Below are 18,648 nucleotides of genomic sequence, written 5' to 3'. Positions count from 1 at the left end.
GGGGACTCTGAGTCCCTCAAGGAGGCCCCCACGGACCACCGAACCCTCAGCCGGCCTGGATTTCCGGGCGATACAGGTCGACCCAGTGATAGAGGTCGAGCGTGCGGTCGAGGCCGGCACGCACGGCGGGCTCCATCGTCGTCGCGTCCAGTTCGGACACTCGCTGGAGCCAGCCGCGGTCCACCAGGTCGAACACCTGGTGTCCCCGCTCGGTGAGCACCTCCTTGGCCTGCTGCTGCAACGCCACCGCGTAGCCGGGGTCCTGTGTGGACGGATAAGGGCTCTTCACCCTGTCCCGCACCGAATCCGGCAGGACGTGCTTGGTCGCGTGCCGCAGCAGGCTCTTTTCCCTGCCGTCGAAGGTCTTGAGCGACCATGGCGTGTTGTAGACGTATTCGACCAGCCGGTGGTCGCAGAACGGGACCCGGACCTCCAGGCCGACCGCCATCGACGCGCGGTCCTTGCGGTCGAGCAGCATCCGCACGAAGCGGGTCAGGTGCAGATGGCAGATCGTGCGCATCCGCGCTTCCTGCTCGGTCTCGCCGTCGAGGTGCTCGACCTTCCCGACGGCGGTCGCGTACTGGTCGGCGATGTACGCCGGGATATCCAGTTTCGCGGCGAGGCCGGCGTCGAGCATCTGGGTCCGCTCGCTCATCAGCGCGTTGCGGAAAGCCAGCCACGGGAACGTCCCCGAGTGCACCGCGGCTTCGTCGTGGAACCAGCGGTAGCCGCCGAACACCTCATCGGCGGACTCACCGGACAGCGCCACGGTCGATTCACCGCGAATCGCCTTGAACAGCAGGTACAGCGACATGTCGAGGTCGCCCATGCCCACCGGGATGTCCCGGGCGGTGAGCACCGCGCGGCGGATCGCGGGGTCGCTCAGCTCGGCGGGGTTGAGCATGACGTCCTGGTGCGCGGAGCCGACGAGCTTGGCGACGTCCCGGATGAACGGCGAGTCCGGGGTGTCGCGCATCTCGTCCGGCTTGAAGTTCTCCTCCTGGCCGAAGAAGTCGACCGAGAACGTCCGCAGCTGCTCGCCCTGTTCGGCCAGCCGGGCGGCGGCGAGACCGGTGACGGCACTGGAGTCGAGCCCGCCGGACAGCAGCACGCACCGCGGGACGTCGGCGACGAGCTGCCGGTTGACGATGTCGGTCATCAGCTCCCGCACGCGGGCGACCGTGGTCTCCTGGTCGTCGGTGTGCGGCTTCGCGTCGAGCTTCCAGTAGGTTCGCGTACGCACGCCCTCGCGCGAAACCGTGACGATCGTGCCCGGCTCGACCTCGCTCATGCCCTTCCACAGCGACCAGCCGGGACGCTTGGTGAAGCCCATCAGCTCACGCAGCCCGTCGAGGTCGACGACGCGCGCCGCCAGCGAGTTCGCCAGGATCGCCTTCGGCTCGGAGCCGAACAGCACCCCGTCTCGGGTGGGGTAGAAGTAGAACGGCTTGATGCCCATCCGGTCGCGGATCATCACGAGCTTGTCGTCGCGCTCGTCCCAGATCGCGAAGGCGTACATGCCGTTGAGGTGCTCGGCCACCGCGTCGCCCCACTGCAGGTAACCGTGCAGGACGACCTCGGTGTCGCTGTCGGTTTCGAAGGTGTGGCCGAGCCCGCTCAGTTCCTCGCGCAGTTCGGTGAAGTTGTAGGCCTCACCGCTGTACACCATGGCCACCGTGCCGTTCGGGGTGGCGACGCTCATCGGCTGCTTCCCGCCGGGGAGGTCGATGATCGCCAGCCGCCGATGCCCCAGCGCGACATGCGTGCGAACCCAGGTGCCGGAGTCGTCGGGACCCCGGCAGGACATGGTCTCGGTCATGGCGTCGATGTCGGCCTGGCGCCGGGTCAGGTCGGCGTCGTAGGCGACCCAGCCAGCGATACCGCACATGTGCTACCTCCTACAGTTGCTTAGCAAAGACAACTATTCGTAATGCTGTTGTAACACCACCTGGGGCTCATGTCTGCCCGATATGTCCACACCGCTGAGAGATCACTCGGTTGCTGACCGTCATGGCCGCCGTGGCGGCCGTCACCAGCCGTCAAGGACGCGTAAATGCCCACTTCCGGGGCGTCAAGGGGGCGTCAGGCGGTGTCGATTACTCAGTGCGACAGCCGCACAGTTGCGGCGTCCATTGGTCACCCGCTGGGTGACCTATTCTGAGAGGTGCCTCGTGGCCGACTTGCTCTATGCCCTTCTGCTGATCGGCATTTTCGGAGTTCTCGCGCTGACCCTGCGCGGTTTGGAGAAGCTGTGAACGGCGTGGGCGTGGCCGCCAACGTGATCGGCGGGGTGCTCGCACTGGGGTTGATCGTCTATCTCTTCATCGCGCTGATCAAGCCGGAGAAGTTCTGATGCGCTTCGTCGCATGTCGTCCCGCGGAGGAGCGGAATGAGTGACACAGCGGCCGGCTTCCTGCAAGTCGGCCTTCTTCTTGTCGCCTTGGCAGTGGTCTACAAACCACTCGGCGACTACATGGCCAGGGTCTTCTCGACCGAGAAACACCTGAAGGTCGAAAAGGGCCTCTACAAGGTGGCCCGCGTCGACCCGGACGCCGAGCAGCACTGGAAGACCTACGCCTCGGGTGTGCTCGGGTTCTCGTTCGTCGCGATCATCCTGCTGTACCTGTTGCAGCGGCTGCAGTCGATCCTGCCGTGGAACTTCGACCGGGGCGCGGTGTCGCCCGGCGTCGCGTTCAACACGGCCATCAGCTTCGTCACCAACACGAACTGGCAGTCGTACACGCCCGAGTCGACCATGGGCCACTTCGTCCAGATGGCCGGGCTCACCGTGCAGAACTTCCTGTCCGCCGCGGTCGGCCTCGCCGTCGCGATCGCGGTGACCCGCGGATTCATCCGCTCGAAGACCGACCGCATCGGCAACTTCTGGGTGGACCTGACCCGCGGCACCGTCCGGATCCTGCTGCCGATGGCGTTCGTCTTCGCGATCGTGCTGATCGGCCTCGGCGTCGTGCAGAGCCTCAAGTCCGGCATCGACGTCGTCAACCCGGACGGCAGCTCCAGCCGGATCGCGCTGGCCCCGGCCGCGAGCCAGGAGGTCATCAAGGAACTCGGCACCAACGGCGGCGGCATCTTCAACGGCAACTCCGCGCACCCGTTCGAGAACCCCAACGCGTGGACCAACCTGATCGAGATCTTCCTGATCCTGGTGATCCCGGTCGCGCTGACCCGCACGTTCGGCAAGCTCGTCGGCAAGACGAAGCAGGGCTACGTCCTGCTGAGCGTCATGGGCGCGCTGTGGGGTCTGATGCTCGTCGGGATCTGGTGCGCCGAGGCCTTCACGAAGAGCCCGGCCGCGCTGGCCGCCGGAGCGAACATGGAGGGCAAGGAGCAGCGCTTCGGGATCGGCCTGACGTCGATCTTCGCGGACACCACCACCGGGACGTCCACCGGCGCGGTCAACGGCATGCACGACAGCCTGTCCGGCGCGGGCGGCGGTGGCACGTTGCTGAACATGCTGCTCGGCGAGGTGTCGCCGGGCGGTGTCGGCACCGGTCTCTACGGCATCCTGGTGATGGCCGTCATCGCGATGTTCCTGGCCGGGCTGATGGTCGGCCGGACCCCGGAGTACCTGGGCAAGAAGCTCGGCAAGCGCGAGGTCACATGCGCGGCGATCTCCATGCTGGCGATGCCGACCGTGATGTTGCTCGGCTCGGCGATCGCCCTGCTGCTGCCCGGCACCTCGGGCGCGATGTCCAACAGCGGCCCGCACGGGCTGTCGGAGGTCCTCTACGCCTACGCGTCGGCGAGCAACAACAACGGAAGCGCTTTCGGCGGCCTCACGGTGACCAACGACTGGTTCCAGGCCTCGCTGGGCGTGTGCATGACGCTCGGCAGGTTCATCCCGATCGTCGCCGTGCTGTGCCTCGCCGGATCCCTTGCGGCACAACGGAAGGTGCCCGAGACCGCGGGCACGCTGCCCACCACGGGGCCGCTCTTCGGCACGATGCTGGCCGGCACCGTCGTCCTCGTCGCGGCCCTCACCTTCATCCCGGCGCTCGCGCTCGGGCCCATCGCGGAGGCGTTGGCATGACCACCACAACCGAAACACCCCGGCGGACCCCGGAGGAGGAGACCCAGCACCACGTCGAGAACGCGGGCCGGGTCGGGGCCGGGATCTTCAACCCGCGTCAGCTCTGGACGTCCCTGCCGGACGCGCTGCGCAAGCTGAACCCGAAACACCAGCTGCGCAACCCGGTGATGTTCGTGGTGTGGGTGGGCTCGGTGCTCGTCACCGTGTTCGCCATCACCGACCCGAGCGTGTTCACCATCCTCATCGCGATCTGGCTGTGGTTCACGGTCCTGTTCGCGAACCTCGCCGAAGCCGTGGCCGAGGGCCGTGGCAAGGCGCAGGCGGAAACGCTGCGCAAGGCCAAGAAGGAAACCGTCGCGCGGCGCCTGAACGAGGACGGCTCCGAGGAGTCAGTCCCCGGCGTGGACCTGCGCATCGGCGACCTCGTCGTAGTCGAGGCCGGACAGGTGATCCCGGGTGACGGCGACGTCGTCGAGGGCATCGCGACGGTCGACGAATCGGCCATCACCGGCGAGTCGGCCCCGGTCATCCGCGAATCGGGCGGCGACCGGTGCGCGGTCACCGGCGGCACCACGGTGCTGAGCGACCGGATCGTCGTGAAGATCACCACCAAGCCCGGTGAGTCCTTTGTGGACCGCATGATCGCCTTGGTGGAGGGCGCTTCCCGGCAGAAGACGCCGAACGAGATCGCGCTGACGATCCTGCTCTCGACGCTGACCATCATCTTCCTGCTCGCCGTCGTGGCGCTGCAGCCGATGGCGGCCTACTCGGGCAGCCAGCAGTCGGTGATCGTGCTGACCGCGTTGCTCGTCTGCCTGATCCCGACGACGATCGGCGCGCTGCTGTCGGCGATCGGCATCGCGGGCATGGACCGGCTCGTGCAGCGCAACGTGCTGGCCACCTCCGGCCGCGCGGTCGAAGCGGCCGGTGACGTCAGCACCCTGCTGCTCGACAAGACCGGCACGATCACCTTCGGCAACCGGCGCGCGACCGAGCTGATCCCGGTCGGCGAATCCACTGTGGACGATCTGGCCGCGGCGGCCCGGCTCTCCAGCCTCGCCGACGGAACGCCCGAGGGACGCAGCATCCTCGAACTCATCGAGGAACGGCACGGCCTCCCGCAGGTGGCGAACGAGGACGAGAAGCTCGGCGAGTTCGTCCCCTTCACCGCGCAGACCCGGATGAGCGGGATCACCTTCGGCGAGCGCGAGGTCCGCAAGGGCGCCACCGGTTCGGTACGTGAGTGGGTGCGCGAGCGCGGCGGCAACATGCCGGACGAGACCGAGCGCGTCGTCGACGAGATCTCCCAGCAGGGCGGGACCCCGCTGGTGGTCGCGGAGACGACGGGCGGGAAAGCGTTCGTGCGCGGCGTGATCCGGCTGTCCGACGTGGTCAAGCCGGGCATGAAGGAGCGCTTCGAAGAGCTGCGCGCGATGGGCATCAAGACGGTGATGATCACCGGCGACAACCCGCTCACCGCGAAGGCCATCGCCGAGGACGCGGGCGTCGACGACTACCTCGCCGAGGCCAAGCCCGAGGACAAGATGGCGCTCATCAAGAAGGAGCAGGAGGGCGGTCGCCTGGTCGCGATGACCGGTGACGGCACCAACGACGCTCCCGCGCTGGCGCAGTCCGACGTCGGCGTCGCGATGAACACCGGTACCTCCGCCGCGAAGGAGGCGGGGAACATGGTGGACCTCGACTCCGACCCGACGAAGCTGATCGAGATCGTGGAGATCGGCAAGCAGCTGCTGATCACCCGCGGCGCGCTGACGACGTTCAGCGTCGCCAACGACCTCGCGAAGTACTTCGCCATCCTGCCCGCGATGTTCACCGGCATCTTCGCGCAGCTGGGTGCGCTCAACATCATGCACCTGGCGACGCCGAAGTCGGCGATCCTCTCGGCGGTCATCTTCAACGCGCTCGTCATCGTCGCGCTGATCCCGCTGGCGCTGCGCGGCGTCCGCTACCGCCCGTCCACCGCGTCCGCGCTGCTGCGGCGCAACCTGCTGATCTACGGCCTCGGCGGCATCGTCACCCCGTTCCTCGGGATCTGGGTGATCGACCTGCTGGTGCGGCTCATCCCTGGAATCGGGTGAATGTGATGAAGGCTCTTCTCAAGCAGACCGGTGCCGGGCTGCGCGTCCTGATCGTGATGACCGTGCTCCTCGGCGTCATCTACCCGCTCGCGGTGTGGGCGGTGTCCCGGATCCCGGGGCTGCAGGACAACGCCGAGGGCTCGGTCGTCACGCAGAACGGCCAGGCGGTGGGTTCCTCGCTCATCGGGATCGACCCGGTGGCGAAGGACCCGGCGAACGACCCGTGGTTCCACACCCGGCCGTCGGCCACCGCGAAGGACGTGCTCGGCCCCGGCGACCCGTCGACCTCCGGCGCGTCCAACAAGGGCCCGTACAACCAGGACCTGGTGGACGCGATCACCAAGCGGAAGGACCTCATCGCCCAGCGGGAGGGGGCCAAACCCGATCAGGTGCCCGCCGACGCGGTGACCGCGGACGCCGCCGGTGTCGACCCGACGATCAGCGTCGCCTACGCGGACCTGCAGATCGCCAGGGTGGCGCGGGTGACCCGGTTGCCCGAGGCGAAGGTCCGTGAGCTGGTCGAACAGAACACCGGCGGCGCCGGGATCGGCGTTCCCGGGGTCAATGTGCTGAAGGTCAACCTGGCCGTGCAGGCCGCGGCCGGAGGGGCACACTGACAGTCGTGGACAACGACAGCACACGCCCGAAGCCGCGCCGGGGAGAACTGCGGATCTACCTCGGCGCGGCGCCGGGCGTCGGCAAGACCTTCGCGATGCTCGGCGAGGCGCGACGGCGGCTCGACCGCGGCACCGACGTCGTCATCGGGCTCGTGGAAACCCACGGCCGCAAGAAGACCGCGGAGCTGATCGAGGGACTGGACATCGTGCCGCGGCGGCGGTTCACCCACCGCGGACACGAGTTCACCGAGATGGACATCGACGCGCTGCTGGCGCGCAAACCCGAGGTCGCCGTCGTCGACGAGCTCGCGCACACCAACGTGCCCGGTTCGCGCAACGAGAAGCGCTGGCAGGACATCGAAGAACTGCTCGAAGCGGGGATCGACGTGCTGTCCACGGTCAACGTGCAGCATCTGCAGAGCCTCAACGACGTCGTCCAGCGCATCACCGGCGTGCCCCAGCAGGAAACCGTGCCGGACGAGGTGGTGCGGCGCGCCGAGCAGCTCGAACTGGTCGACATCACACCCGAAGCGCTGCGACGTCGTCTCGCGCACGGGAACATCTACTCGGCCGAGCGGATCGACGCCGCGCTCGGCAACTACTTCCGGCCGGGCAACCTCACCGCGCTGCGCGAGCTGGCCCTGCTGTGGGTCGCCGACCAGGTCGACGTCGCGCTCCAGCGGTACCGCGCCGAGCAGCGGATCACCGACACCTGGGAAACCCGCGAACGGGTCGTCGTGTCGATCACCGGCGGCCCGGAGAGCGAGACGCTGATCCGGCGCGCGAGCCGGATCGCCACCCGCGCCGGCGCCGAGCTGCAGGTCGTGCACATCCTGCGCGGGGACGGGCTGCGCGGGATCAGCCCGACCGCGATGGCCCGCTGCCGCAAGCTGACCGAGGAGGTCGGCGCCACCTTCCACACCGTCGTCGGCGACGACGTGCCGGACGCGCTGCTCGACTTCGCGCGCGGCGTCAACGCCACGCAGCTCGTGATCGGCACGTCCCGGCGATCGCGGGTGGCGCGGCTGTTCGACGAGGGCATCGGCGCCGCCGTGGTCCGCGACTCCGGGCCGATCGACGTGCACATGGTGACGCACGAGGAAGCGGGCGGGAAACTGCCCGCGCGGCTGGGCAAGAGCCCGCTCAGGCCGACCCGCCGCGTCATGGGCTGGGTGCTTTCGGTGCTCCTGCCCGCGTTCGTGACGTTCACCGGCGTCCAGTTCGAACAGGCGCTGGAGTATCCGACGAATGTGATGGACTACGTGCTCGCCACGGTCGTCGTCGCGCTGGTGGGCGGGCTCGGCCCGGCGCTCGTCGCCGCGGTGCTCGGTGCCGGTCTGCTCAACTTCTTCTTCACCCCGCCGCTGTACACGCTCAACGTGCACACGCCGGAAAACGTGGTGACGCTCATTTCGATGATGGTCGTCGCGGTGCTGGTCGCGATTGTCGTCGACTCGGCCGCGCGCCGGGCCACGCAGGCGGCGCAGGCGAGGACCGAGGCGTCGCTGCTCGCCTCCTACGCGCGCACCGTGATGACGCACGCGAACCCGATCGAGCGACTGCTGGAGAAGGTGAAGGAGAACTTCGGCCTGACCTCGGTGACCCTGCTGGAGAAGCAGAAGGGGGAGTGGACGAAGATCGCGTGCTCGGGCGGCGATCCGTGCAAGGACCCCGACGACGCCGACATCGACATCGCGGTCACCGCGGACGTGCACCTGACGCTGGTCGGCCGGGTGCTGCCCGCCTCGGACCGCCGGGTGCTGGAGGCCGTGGCGGGGCAGTCGCTGCTCGCGCTGCGCCAGCAGCGGACGGCGGCCGCGGCGGCCAAGGCCGAGCGCAAGGCGGCCGCGACCGAACTGCGCACGACGTTGCTCTCGGCGGTCGGGCACGACCTGCGGACGCCGCTCACCTCGATCAAGGCGTCGATCGGCAGCCTGCGCGCGCCGGATCTGTCACTGTCCGAAGAGGACAACGCGGAACTGCTGGAGACCATCGAGGAGTCGGCCGACCGGCTGGCCGGGCTGATCGACAACCTGCTCGACTCGTCCCGGCTCGCCACCGGCGCGGTACGCCCGCACCTGCGGCCGGTCGGCTTCGACGAGGTCGTCAGCCACGCGCTGACCAATGTGGACGGTTCGGGCTCGGTGGTCGTCGCGGTCGACGACGCGCGGCTGCCGTCCGTGCTCGCCGACCCGGGGTTGCTGGAACGGGTGGTGGCGAACGTGCTCGACAACGCGCTGCGGCACGGCGCGAATCCCGCCGGGGAACCGGTCGCGGCCAGGGCCAGCGCGCATTCCGATCACGTCGAGCTGCGCATCGTCGACCACGGCCGCGGGCTGCGGAAGGGGACCGCCGAGTCCGCGTTCGCGCCGTTCCAGCGGCTCGGCGGCGACCGCGATTCCACGCCGGGCGTGGGGCTGGGGCTGTCCGTGGCGAAGGGGTTCACCGAGGCGATGGGCGGCACGATCCGCGCCGAGGACACCCCGGGCGGCGGGCTGACCGTGATCATTTCCCTGCCCGCCTACCGCGGACAGGATCCGGAGAAGGACCTCCTCGCACGCGATCAGGAGCTCGAGGACGACGACAGGGAGACGGTGCGATGAGCCCCGACAACGCGACGGTGCTGGTTGTCGACGACGAACCGCAGATCGTGCGGGCTCTGCGGATCAACCTGTCCGCGCGCGGCTACAAGGTGATCACCGCGCACGACGGCACCGCCGCGCTCAAGGCGGTCGCCGAGACGAAACCGGACGTCGTCGTGCTGGACCTCGGCCTGCCGGATCTGGACGGCACCGAGGTGATCGCCGGGCTGCGCGGCTGGACGACGGTGCCCATCATCGTGCTGTCCGCGCGTTCCGACTCGGCCGACAAGGTGCACGCGCTGGACGCGGGCGCCGACGACTACGTCACCAAGCCGTTCGGGATGGACGAACTGCTCGCGCGGCTGCGCGCCGCCGTCCGTCGTTCCGCGGTGTCCGGTGTGGACGGTGTGGAAGCGGTGGTGGACACCGGTTCCTTCACCATCGACCTCGCGGCGAAGAAGGTGCGGCGCGAGGGCAAGGAGGTCCACCTCACCAAGACGGAGTGGGGTGTGCTGGAGCTGCTGGTGCGCAACCGCGGGCGGCTGGTGGCGCAGAAGCAGCTGCTGCACGAGGTGTGGGGCCCGTCGTACGAGACGGAATCGCACTACCTGCGCGTCTACCTCGCACAGCTGCGGCGCAAGCTGGAGCCGGAACCCTCGCGCCCGCGCCACCTGCTCACCGAACCGGGCATGGGCTACCGCTTCGAGGTCTGAGCCGTGCACGTGCCTCTGAAGGCCACCATGAGGGACTTGAACGCCCTCAAGGTGGCCTTCAGAGGCTTTCGCGGGTCAGCGGTGCGACGGTGTGGTGTCCATTGTGGACGTGTCGGTGGCGGTCGGGGAGCCCGCCGTGCTGGAGCTGCCGCTCGACTTGGTGGTCGACGTGGTCGGCGGGGTGCTCGGCGGGGTACTGGGGCTACCCGACGTCGGGCCGGTCGTGGTCGGGTTGGTCGAGCTCGGCGGTTCGTCGCTGCGGCTGGTCGGTGTTCCGCCGCCCGGCGTCGTGTGGCCGGGGTTGCCCGGCTGCGGCTGACCCGGCTGGGGCTGTCCGGGCTGCGGCGGGGCGGGCGGGACGACCACGGTGGTGGTCTCGTGGCCGTCCGCGCCACGGGAGACCACGGTGGTGGGGGCGCTGGACGACGGCGAGCTGCCGGGCACCGGTTCCCCGGTGACGGTCATCGGCGCGCCCGGCACGGGCGAACCGGACACGACCTGGATACCGGCTGGCGAGGTGCCCTGGCCGGGGCCGCCGGTACCGCCGGCGGTCGGGGTGCCGGAACCGGCGAACTGCGCGACCGCGGCGAACGCGGTCGCGACGACCAGGCCGCTGACGCCCAGGACGACGTAGCCGGTGCGGCCGGCAAGCCCATGCGCTCCGGCCGGTGGGGCGACGGAGACGCGTGAGCTCGGATCAGACCCGTCGGGGCGGGACATACAGGCTCCTCGGGACGCTGGGGACGTACGGACTCTCGGGAAGAACAAAGCAATTGGCTGGTTCGGGCGCTAGGCCCGGAAGGCGGGACCCGGCGGGGAGGTTATCACCGCCGATGCCCGGTTCGGGGCGGAGACGAACGAGGACGCTCACCGTCCGGAGTCGCGGCGATGGGGGAGGATGGCCCCCGTGAGTGCAGAAGTCAGGCTGACAGCGTGGGTGCACGGACGCGTGCAGGGTGTCGGTTTCCGCTGGTGGACCCGGAGCCGCGCGCTCGAACTCGGACTCGCCGGAAGCGCGCGGAATCTTCCGGATGGGCGTGTCGAGGTGGTAGCGGAGGGTGTTCGGGACCACTGTGAGCGGCTTTTGGTCGCCCTGCGGTCCGGGGAATCACCCGGAAGTGTGGACCACGTCGTCGAGCGGTGGTCGGACGCGAAAGGTGGCCTCACCGGCTTCGTCGAGCGATAGCAAAGGTCCCTTGCTCTCCCCGGTGCACGGAGTGACAGGTGTGACGGAGGGGGTTGCTGTGGTGGCCGGGGTTGTGCTAAGGCACGCCGGAGGGGGCCGGGTCCCACGGGGGCCGGAGGCCGCCAGGTAACCTGGCCGGATCGAACAGCCAGTTTCCCGCGGCCGGAGGGTCGGCACCCAGTGCACCTGAAAAGCTTGACGCTCAAGGGCTTCAAGTCCTTCGCCTCGGCCACCACGCTGCGCTTCGAGCCGGGCATCACCTGCGTGGTGGGCCCCAACGGCTCAGGCAAGTCGAACGTGCTCGACGCGCTGCGCTGGGTGATGGGCACGCAGGGCGCGAAGGACCTGCGCGGCGGCAAGATGGAGGACGTCATCTTCGCCGGGACCGCGGGCCGCGCCCCGCTGGGCCGTGCCGAGGTCACGCTCACCATCGACAACACCGACGGCGCGCTGCCCATCGAGTACACCGAGGTCTCGATCACGCGCCGGATGTTCCGTGACGGCGCCAGCGAGTACGAGATCAACGGCGATCGCTGCCGTCTGATGGACGTCCAGGAACTCCTCTCCGACTCCGGTATCGGCCGCGAGATGCACGTCATCGTCGGGCAGGGCCAGCTGTCGGCGATCCTGGAGTCCAAGCCCGAGGAGCGCCGCGCCTTCATCGAAGAGGCCGCCGGCGTCCTCAAGCACCGCAAGCGCAAGGAACAGACCCTGCGCAAGCTCGCGAACATGCAGGGCAACCTCGACCGCCTCGGCGACCTCACCACCGAGCTGCGCCGTCAGCTCAAACCGCTGGGCAAGCAGGCCGAGATCGCCCGCCGCGCGCAGGCCGTGCAGTCCGAGCTGCGGGACGCGCGGCTGCGGCTGCTCGCCCACGACCTGGTCACCCAGCGCGACGCCATCGCCAGGGAAGAGGCCGACGAGCGCGTCGCGCGCCAGCGTCGCGGCGAGGTCGAGCAGGCGCTGGAAGTCGTCGCCGCCGAGGAGGCCGAGCTGGAGTCCTCGCTCGCCGAGGACGCGCCGAAGCTGACTGCCGCGCAGGAGACCTGGTACAAGCTGTCCGCGCTGGCCGAGCGGCTGCGCGGCACCGTCCGGCTCGCCGTCGAGCGGCAGCGGCACCTCTCGGCCGACGTCGAGGCGCAGACCGGTGGCCGCGACCCGGAGGAACTGCTCGAAGAGGCCGAACGCGTCGCCGAGCAGGAGCAGGAGCTGAACGAGGCCGTCATGGAGGCCCGTGAGCTGCTGGCGGAGACCGTCCTGCGGCGCGAGGACCTCGAACAGCGGGTCCAGGCGGCCGAACGTGCGCACTGGGCCGCCGTCCGCGCGATCGCCGACCGCCGCGAGGGGCTGGCGAAGCTCACCGGCCAGGTCGAGGCGTTGCGCAGCAAGAACGGCGCCACCTCCGACGAGATCGACCGGCTCACCGTGTCGCTCGACGAGGCCGCCGAGCGTGCCGAGATCGCCCGCGAGGAACTCGAAGAGGCCAAGGCAGAGGGCGGCGTCGAGGAATCCGACGACGCCGATCTGCAGCAGCGGCACGACTACGCGGTCGAGGCGAACAACGCCGCCAAGGCCCGCGTCGAGGAGCTGGTCAAGGCCGAACGCGCCACCGAGCGCGAGATCGCGTCCGAGAAGGCGCGGGTCGACGCGCTGTCGATGGGGCTCAAACGCAAGGACGGCGCGGGCGCGCTGCTCGGTGCGTCGCACGAACTGCCCGGTCTGCTCGGTTCGGTCGCGGCGCTGCTGACGGTCGAGCCCGGCCACGAGGTCGCGCTGGCCGCCGCGCTGGGCCCGGTGGCCGACGCGGTCGCCGTCGCCGGGGGAGAAGAAGCCCTCGCCGCGCTGAAGTACTTGAAGGACAACGACTCCGGCCGTGCCGGGCTGGTGCTCGGCGCCCCTGAGTCCACTGTGGACACGGCGGGCTGGCCGTATCTCCCCGAGGGTGCCCGCTGGGCCCGCGAGGTCGTCACCGCCCCGCCGCAGCTGCGTCCCGCGGTCGAGCAGGCGCTGGAAAAGGTCGCGCTGGTCGGCACGCTCGACGCGGCGCGGAGCCTGGTCGCCGCGCATCCGGACGTCCGCGCGGTCACCGCCGATGGCGACGTCTTCGGCGCGCGCTGGGCGGCCGGTGGTGGCACGCGCGCCGAGAGCGTCATCGAGGTGCAGGCCGCCGTCGACGAAGCGGCGGAACGCCTGAAGGCCGCCGAGGAGACGCTGGAGCGCACCGCCGCCGCGCTGGAAGGCGCCCGCGCCGAGCAGCAGGCGCGCCGCGAAGAGGTCGGCCAGGCCAAGGACGCGCTGGGCGAGGCCAAGGTGCGCAAGGCCCGCTCGTCGGAGCGGCTCAACCGGCTGCAGCAGGCGGCCAGGGTCACCGAGGCCGAGGTCGAACGGCTGCGCGCGCAGCGGACGAAGGTCGAGCAGAGCCGCGAGCAGGCGCTGGAACAGCTGGCCGAGCTGGAGGAGCGCCTCGCCGCGGTCTCCGACCAGCCCGTCGTCGAGGACCCGGACACCGCCGAGCGCGACGAGGCCGCCGAGCAGCTCACCGCCGTCCGGCAGGAGGAAATGGAGGCGCGGCTCGCGCTGCGCACCTCCGAGGAACGTGCCCGCGGCATCGCGGGCAAGGCGGAATCCTTGCGCCGCGCGGCTTTCGCCGAGCAACAGGCCCGCGAACGCGCCGCGAAGGCGAAGGCGGCCCGGCAGCGCGGCGCCGAGATCGCGAACGCCGTCGTCAACGCCGGGGAGATCGCGCTGGAGCGCATCGAACACTCCGTGCAGCGCGCGGCGGCCGAGCGCGACGAGGCCCAGGCCCAGCGGCAGACCCGCGAAACAGCGCTGACCGCCGTCCGCGGCAAGGTCCGCGAACTGTCCGGCGAGCTGGAGAAGCTGACCGATGCCGTGCACCGCGACGAGGTGCTCCGCGCCGAGCAGCGGTTGCGGCTCGAACAGCTGGAAGGCAAGATTGCCGACGACTTCGGGATCGGCCTGACGGATCTGGTCGCCGAGTACGGCCCGGACGTCCCGGTGCCGCCGAGCGCCGGTGAGGTCGCCGAGTACGAGGCGGCGAAGGAACGCGGCGAGGACGTCACCCCGCCGCCCCCGATGCCGTTCGACCGCGACACCCAGGCCCGCCGCGCCAAGCGTGCGGAGAAGGACCTTTCCTTGCTGGGCAAGGTGAATCCGCTCGCGCTGGAGGAGTTCGCGGCGCTGGAGGAGCGCTACAAGTTCCTCTCCACGCAGCTGGAGGACCTCAAGGACACCCGCAAGGATCTCGAAGAGGTCATCAAGCAGGTCGACGAGAAGATCCTCGAGGTCTTCGCCTCCGCCTACGCCGATGTCGCGCGCGAGTTCGAGACGGTGTTCGGCGTGCTGTTCCCCGGCGGCGAGGGCCGGATGGTGCTCACCGAGCCGGACGACCTGCTCTCCACCGGCGTCGACGTCGAGGCCCGGCCGCCGGGCAAGAAGGTCAAGCGGCTGTCGCTGCTTTCGGGTGGCGAGAAGTCGCTCGTCGCGGTCGGCATGCTGGTGGCGATCTTCCGCGCCCGGCCTTCACCGTTCTACGTGATGGACGAGGTCGAGGCCGCGCTGGACGACACCAACATGCGGCGGCTGATCGGCCTGCTGGAGCAGCTACGCGACTCCTCGCAGCTGATCATCATCACGCACCAGAAGCCGACCATGGAGATCGCCGACGCGCTCTACGGGGTGAGCATGCAGGGCGACGGCATCACCAAGGTCATCTCGCAGCGCCTGCGCGTCTCCGAAGAGGAACCCGTCCCCGCGAGCTGAAGGGGACTTTCGTCTCGTAAGACGTACTGAAGGGGACTTTCGTCGCATGCGATGCGAGGAAAGTCCCCTTCAGCTCACTTCACTTCGCGGCCCAGAAGGCGTAGTCGGCGGAATAGCGGACGGCGGTCTGTGCGCCGGTCGTGCAGGCCCCCGCCGGAGCCACCCCGCCCCGGGTGTTCAGGCGCTGCACGTAGGTGACCTTGCCGAAGACGCCGTCGCCGAGGTTCTGGTTCGCCTTGAGCAGCAGTTCCGGCACCGCGCCGGGATGCTGGACGGCGGCACCCGGCACCGCCGCCGCGCCGACCGTGCTCCCGTCCACAGTGGACGTCCACACCGGACCCTTGCTGTGCAGTGCCACCGCGCGGCCATGCGAGAACAGCGTCGCCGCGGGCTGGATCAGCGACCACGCCCCATTCGCGCACCCGTAGATCTGGACACCCTCGCCGCGGTAGGTGGCGACACGCTTGTTGCCGTCCGGCACCGCGATCGCGGACGGCACCCGGTGCCCGGTTTCCGCCGTGGTGTCGGAAGAACTCGCATATGCCGCGGTTCCGCCGGCCAGCACCAGTGTTCCGGTCGCGAGCGCGACCATGATCCGCTTCTTCATGATTCCCCTTGTCTTCTCTCCCACCCGCCGTTCCCCCGGCAGGCACCCACCTCTCACACGGGCGCCCGCCGGGAACGGTTCAGGCGGTGACGGGGAACACACGAACGGCCTAGGCCGCCACCTCTTCCTTCGGCGGCTCGGTGTCGAGGGTGTTCGGGTCCGGGGTGCGGTGGCGCAGCGCCATCAGCCCGCCGACGACCAGCGTGATCACCACGCCCAGCAGCGTGTACCAGAACGTCGCGAGCGCGACCAGCGACTTCGTGTTGGCGCCGAACTGGATGTGGATCGCCGCGGTGGCCTTGTCGAACTTGACGAACAGGATGATGAACGCCATCCCGAGCACCGACGCGGCGAACGCCACGATCGCGTCCACCTGCCTGGCTCGTTTGATCAGCAGGCCGAGGAAGAACGAGCCGAGCAGCGCGCCATAGGTGTAGCCGACGATGCCGAGGCCCTGCTGGATCACCGGGTCCTTGGAGTCGGTGAACAGCGAGGCGAACGCGGCGAAGACGACCGCCCAGATGAGTGTCCACATGCGACCGTGCCGGAGCAGTTTCGAGTCCTCGACGTTCCGCTTCGTGAAGCGCTGGTAGAGGTCGGCGATGGTGGACGTCGAGAGCGCGTTGAGCGCCGAGGCGAGCGCGCCCATGGTGGAGGCGAGGATGCCCGCGATGAGCAGCCCGGCCAGCCCGACCGGCAGATCGTTGACGATGAAGTTCGGGAACACGTCGTCCGGGGCGCCCTTGCCCGCCGCGATGTTCACCGCCGTGGCGCCGGTCTTCCCGCCGGTGTAGACCCACAGCATCGCGCCCACCACGAGGAACAACCCGAACTGGATGAACACCACGATCGACGAGCCGATCAGCGCGCGCTGGCTGTCGCGCAGGTTCCGGCAGGACAGCAGCCTGCCGACGATGAGCTGGTCGGCGCCGTGCGAGGCCATGGACAGGAACGCGCCGCCGATCACCGCGCACACGAACGCGTACGGCTGGGTGAGCAGGTTCGAGGTGAAGTCGGTGAACTTGAACCGGCCCTGATCCGCCGCGATGGTGGTCCAGCCGTCGGGCAGCTTCGTGGCCAGGAAGATGATCGCGCCGATCGCGCCGAGGATGTAGAGCGACCACTGGATGACGTCGACCCAGATCACCGACTTGATCCCGCCGACGAACGCGTAGACCACGGTCAGCGCGGTCAGCAGCACGACGATGTGCCAGTACGCGGTGTGGATGCCGTAGTGGTCGAGGATCACCTTGATCGGGATCGCCCCGGCGAACAGCCGCAGGCCCTCCGCGAGCAGCCGGGTGACCACGAACGTCACCGACGCCGTGCCCTGCAGGCCCCGGCCGAACCGCTTGCCGAGGAACTCGTACGCGCTGACGTAGTTGCCCTTGAAGTACTTCGGCAGCAACACGAACGCCGCGATGGTGCGGCCCACGATGTAGCCGAACGCGACCTGCAGGAACAGGAACGCACTGCCGAAGACGAGGCCGGGCGTGGAAATCACGGTCAGCGTGGACGTCTCGGTCGCCACCACCGAGAGCGTCACCGCCCACCACGGCATGCTGCGTTCACCGACGAAGTAGTCGTTGGCGGACTTCTGTCTCCGGCCCACCAGGACGCCGATGATCGGCATCGCGGCCAGATAGGCGACCACGATCGCCAGGTCGACGGGATTCATGGATTCTCCCTACCGTTGTGCGGCCTTCTCCGCTACCCGCATCCGGGTTACGGCGCCCCCCAGTGGGGCGGGAAGGTTCAGGGGGCAGGCGCCCGGCGTCAGCGCGCCGAGCAGCCGGGGGCCGCGCGCGCCGGTCGCGGACGGGACGCTGGCGGGCACCCCGCACCAGCCGAGCCAGCCCAGCAGCGCGGTCAGGTAGGCCTCCTTGCCCGCGCCGGGCAGGCCGAGGTCGTCGCTCGTCTTCAGGCCCGTCCCGGGCAGGTTCCTGGCGAGCGCGGCCATCAGCGCAGGGTTGGCCGCGCCGCCGCCGGACACGATCACCGTGCCGACGCGGTGCCGCCGGCATTCCGTGGCGACGGTGGTGGCGGTGAACTCGGTGAGCGTCGCGAGGAGGTCTTCGGCGGACAGCGGCGGCAGGCCGGTCAGCGCGGCGTCGAGGTATCCGGCGTGGAAGTACTCCTTGCCGGTGGATTTCGGTGGTGGCGCGGTGAAGTACGGGTCGGCGAGCAGCCGCGCGAGCAGCTCCGCGTGTACCGAGCCGCGCAGCGCGAACCGGCCGTCGACGTCGCTGCTCTGCGCACCGCCGGTGACCCGCGTCGCCGCGACGTCGAGCAGCGCGTTGGCCGGTCCGGTGTCGTAGGCGAGCACCTGACCGCCGGTGCGGACGACGGTGATGTTCGCGATCCCGCCGAGGTTGAGCGCGGCGACGGGACGGCCGGTCTCCTCGGCGAGCCCGGCCAGCCACAAGGCGTCGAGCGTGCTGGCCAGTGGGGCTCCTTGCCCGCCCGCGGCGATGTCGCGCACGCGGAGGTCGGCGATCACCGGCAGCCCGGTGCGCTCGGCGATCCACGCGGGCTGCCCGAGCTGGAGCGTGCCGCGGGCCGTGCCGTTCTCCACCCAGTGGAAGACGGTTTGGCCGAGCGAGGCGATCAGATCGGTGTAGCCGCCGGCGAGTTCGCGGACACCGCGGGCGGCCGCCTCGGCGAAGGCCTGGCCGACCTGGGTGTCGAGGCGGGTGAGCTGTTCGGCGCTGCACGGGTTCGGCGGCAGCGCGCCGAGCAGGCCCGCGCGGACGGGTTCGGGATAGGGGACGTCGAGCTCCCCGAGTGGGGTGAGCACCACGGTGCCGCCCTCGGCGTGGAGGTCGGCCGCCGCGACGTCGATGCCGTCGACCGAGGTGCCGGAGATCAGTCCGATCACGCGCAGTCCGTGGCTCGAGTGGGAGGTCATCCGAGTGGTCTAGTCCAGGTGAGCGAGGTGACGCAAGACATACGGTGAAGACTTCGCCTAATCGGAAAGCGCATTGTTATCCATTGGCCGCGCATGGGGTGT

General features: G+C 69.7%; 13 protein-coding genes. 8 read left to right on the top strand and 5 right to left on the bottom strand.

The window, feature by feature from the left end; genetic code table 11:
* Positions 1-46: 46 nt before the first annotated feature.
* Positions 47-1,888, bottom strand: a complete 1,842-nt coding sequence (asnB, locus tag ACFWX1_RS36290; RefSeq protein WP_378394327.1) for an asparagine synthase (glutamine-hydrolyzing) — start codon at positions 1,886-1,888, stop codon at positions 47-49.
* 363 nt (positions 1,889-2,251) lie between these two features.
* On the opposite strand from asnB, the gene kdpF reads away from it, so the two are divergent.
* The 6 genes from kdpF to ACFWX1_RS36260 are packed head-to-tail and all read left to right on the top strand — an operon-like array spanning position 2,252 to position 10,062.
* Positions 2,252-2,353 carry a K(+)-transporting ATPase subunit F gene (gene kdpF / locus ACFWX1_RS36285; RefSeq protein WP_345389302.1) on the top strand — a complete coding sequence of 34 codons (102 nt, stop codon included), beginning with the start codon at positions 2,252-2,254 and terminating at the stop codon, positions 2,351-2,353.
* Positions 2,354-2,389: 36 nt separating this feature from the next.
* Positions 2,390-4,051 (top strand): potassium-transporting ATPase subunit KdpA, encoded by a 1,662-nt coding sequence (gene kdpA, locus ACFWX1_RS36280; RefSeq protein ID WP_378394326.1) that lies wholly within the window; start codon positions 2,390-2,392, stop codon positions 4,049-4,051.
* Positions 4,048-6,150 (top strand): potassium-transporting ATPase subunit KdpB, encoded by a 2,103-nt coding sequence (gene kdpB, locus ACFWX1_RS36275; protein WP_378394325.1) that lies wholly within the window; start codon positions 4,048-4,050, stop codon positions 6,148-6,150. Before kdpA ends, kdpB begins: the two co-directional genes overlap by 4 nt.
* A gap of 5 nt (positions 6,151-6,155) precedes the next feature.
* On the top strand, positions 6,156-6,767 hold the full coding sequence (locus ACFWX1_RS36270) for a potassium-transporting ATPase subunit C (RefSeq protein WP_378394324.1): 612 nt from the start codon (positions 6,156-6,158) through the stop codon (positions 6,765-6,767).
* A gap of 5 nt (positions 6,768-6,772) precedes the next feature.
* On the top strand, positions 6,773-9,370 hold the full coding sequence (locus tag ACFWX1_RS36265; protein WP_378394322.1) for a DUF4118 domain-containing protein: 2,598 nt from the start codon (positions 6,773-6,775) through the stop codon (positions 9,368-9,370).
* Positions 9,367-10,062 (top strand): response regulator, encoded by a 696-nt coding sequence (locus ACFWX1_RS36260; RefSeq protein ID WP_378329140.1) that lies wholly within the window; start codon positions 9,367-9,369, stop codon positions 10,060-10,062. Before ACFWX1_RS36265 ends, ACFWX1_RS36260 begins: the two co-directional genes overlap by 4 nt.
* Before the next feature lie 75 nt (positions 10,063-10,137).
* Here ACFWX1_RS36260 and ACFWX1_RS36255 read toward each other — a convergent pair whose 3' ends face one another.
* Positions 10,138-10,782 carry a hypothetical protein gene (locus ACFWX1_RS36255; RefSeq protein WP_378394321.1) on the bottom strand — a complete coding sequence of 215 codons (645 nt, stop codon included), beginning with the start codon at positions 10,780-10,782 and terminating at the stop codon, positions 10,138-10,140.
* Positions 10,783-10,960: 178 nt separating this feature from the next.
* Between ACFWX1_RS36255 and ACFWX1_RS36250 the strand changes: the two genes are divergently transcribed.
* Together ACFWX1_RS36250 and smc are read left to right on the top strand one after the other, a co-directional pair.
* Entirely contained in the window at positions 10,961-11,248 is a 288-nt protein-coding gene (locus ACFWX1_RS36250; protein ID WP_378394320.1) for an acylphosphatase, read from the top strand.
* A 180-nt stretch (positions 11,249-11,428) separates the two neighbouring features.
* Positions 11,429-15,031: a chromosome segregation protein SMC gene (smc, locus tag ACFWX1_RS36245; RefSeq protein WP_378394318.1), complete on the top strand. Its 3,603-nt coding sequence runs from the start codon at positions 11,429-11,431 to the stop codon at positions 15,029-15,031.
* Positions 15,032-15,110: 79 nt separating this feature from the next.
* Here the strand turns inward: smc and ACFWX1_RS36240 are convergent, their stop codons facing one another.
* The 3 genes from ACFWX1_RS36240 to ACFWX1_RS36230 all read right to left on the bottom strand — a co-directional run bounded on the left by ACFWX1_RS36240 (position 15,111) and on the right by ACFWX1_RS36230 (position 18,546).
* Positions 15,111-15,638 carry a DUF3455 domain-containing protein gene (locus ACFWX1_RS36240; RefSeq protein WP_378394317.1) on the bottom strand — a complete coding sequence of 176 codons (528 nt, stop codon included), beginning with the start codon at positions 15,636-15,638 and terminating at the stop codon, positions 15,111-15,113.
* Positions 15,639-15,747: 109 nt separating this feature from the next.
* Positions 15,748-17,316 carry a sodium:solute symporter gene (locus ACFWX1_RS36235; protein ID WP_378394316.1) on the bottom strand — a complete coding sequence of 523 codons (1,569 nt, stop codon included), beginning with the start codon at positions 17,314-17,316 and terminating at the stop codon, positions 15,748-15,750.
* A 9-nt stretch (positions 17,317-17,325) separates the two neighbouring features.
* Positions 17,326-18,546, bottom strand: coding sequence for an anhydro-N-acetylmuramic acid kinase (locus ACFWX1_RS36230; protein WP_378394315.1), 1,221 nt, complete (start codon positions 18,544-18,546; stop codon positions 17,326-17,328).
* Positions 18,547-18,648 lie beyond the last annotated feature (102 nt).

Source organism: Amycolatopsis sp. NPDC059021, assembly GCF_042739895.1.
GTDB lineage: Bacteria > Actinomycetota > Actinomycetes > Mycobacteriales > Pseudonocardiaceae > Amycolatopsis.
This window is presented reverse-complemented; position numbering and strand designations above follow the sequence as displayed.

Bases quoted from the DNA above. Each gene is read 5' to 3' on its own strand.
- ACFWX1_RS36250 (WP_378394320.1), top strand. From the start codon at position 10,961: ATGGCCCCCGTGAGTGCAGAAGTCAGGCTGACAGCGTGGGTGCACGGA.
- ACFWX1_RS36260 (WP_378329140.1), top strand. From the start codon at position 9,367: ATGAGCCCCGACAACGCGACGGTGCTGGTTGTCGACGACGAACCGCAG.
- ACFWX1_RS36230 (WP_378394315.1), bottom strand. From the start codon at position 18,546: ATGACCTCCCACTCGAGCCACGGACTGCGCGTGATCGGACTGATCTCC.
- ACFWX1_RS36240 (WP_378394317.1), bottom strand. From the start codon at position 15,638: ATGAAGAAGCGGATCATGGTCGCGCTCGCGACCGGAACACTGGTGCTG.
- ACFWX1_RS36235 (WP_378394316.1), bottom strand. From the start codon at position 17,316: ATGAATCCCGTCGACCTGGCGATCGTGGTCGCCTATCTGGCCGCGATG.
- asnB (WP_378394327.1), bottom strand. From the start codon at position 1,888: ATGTGCGGTATCGCTGGCTGGGTCGCCTACGACGCCGACCTGACCCGG.
- kdpB (WP_378394325.1), top strand. From the start codon at position 4,048: ATGACCACCACAACCGAAACACCCCGGCGGACCCCGGAGGAGGAGACC.
- ACFWX1_RS36255 (WP_378394321.1), bottom strand. From the start codon at position 10,782: ATGTCCCGCCCCGACGGGTCTGATCCGAGCTCACGCGTCTCCGTCGCC.
- kdpA (WP_378394326.1), top strand. From the start codon at position 2,390: ATGAGTGACACAGCGGCCGGCTTCCTGCAAGTCGGCCTTCTTCTTGTC.
- ACFWX1_RS36270 (WP_378394324.1), top strand. From the start codon at position 6,156: ATGAAGGCTCTTCTCAAGCAGACCGGTGCCGGGCTGCGCGTCCTGATC.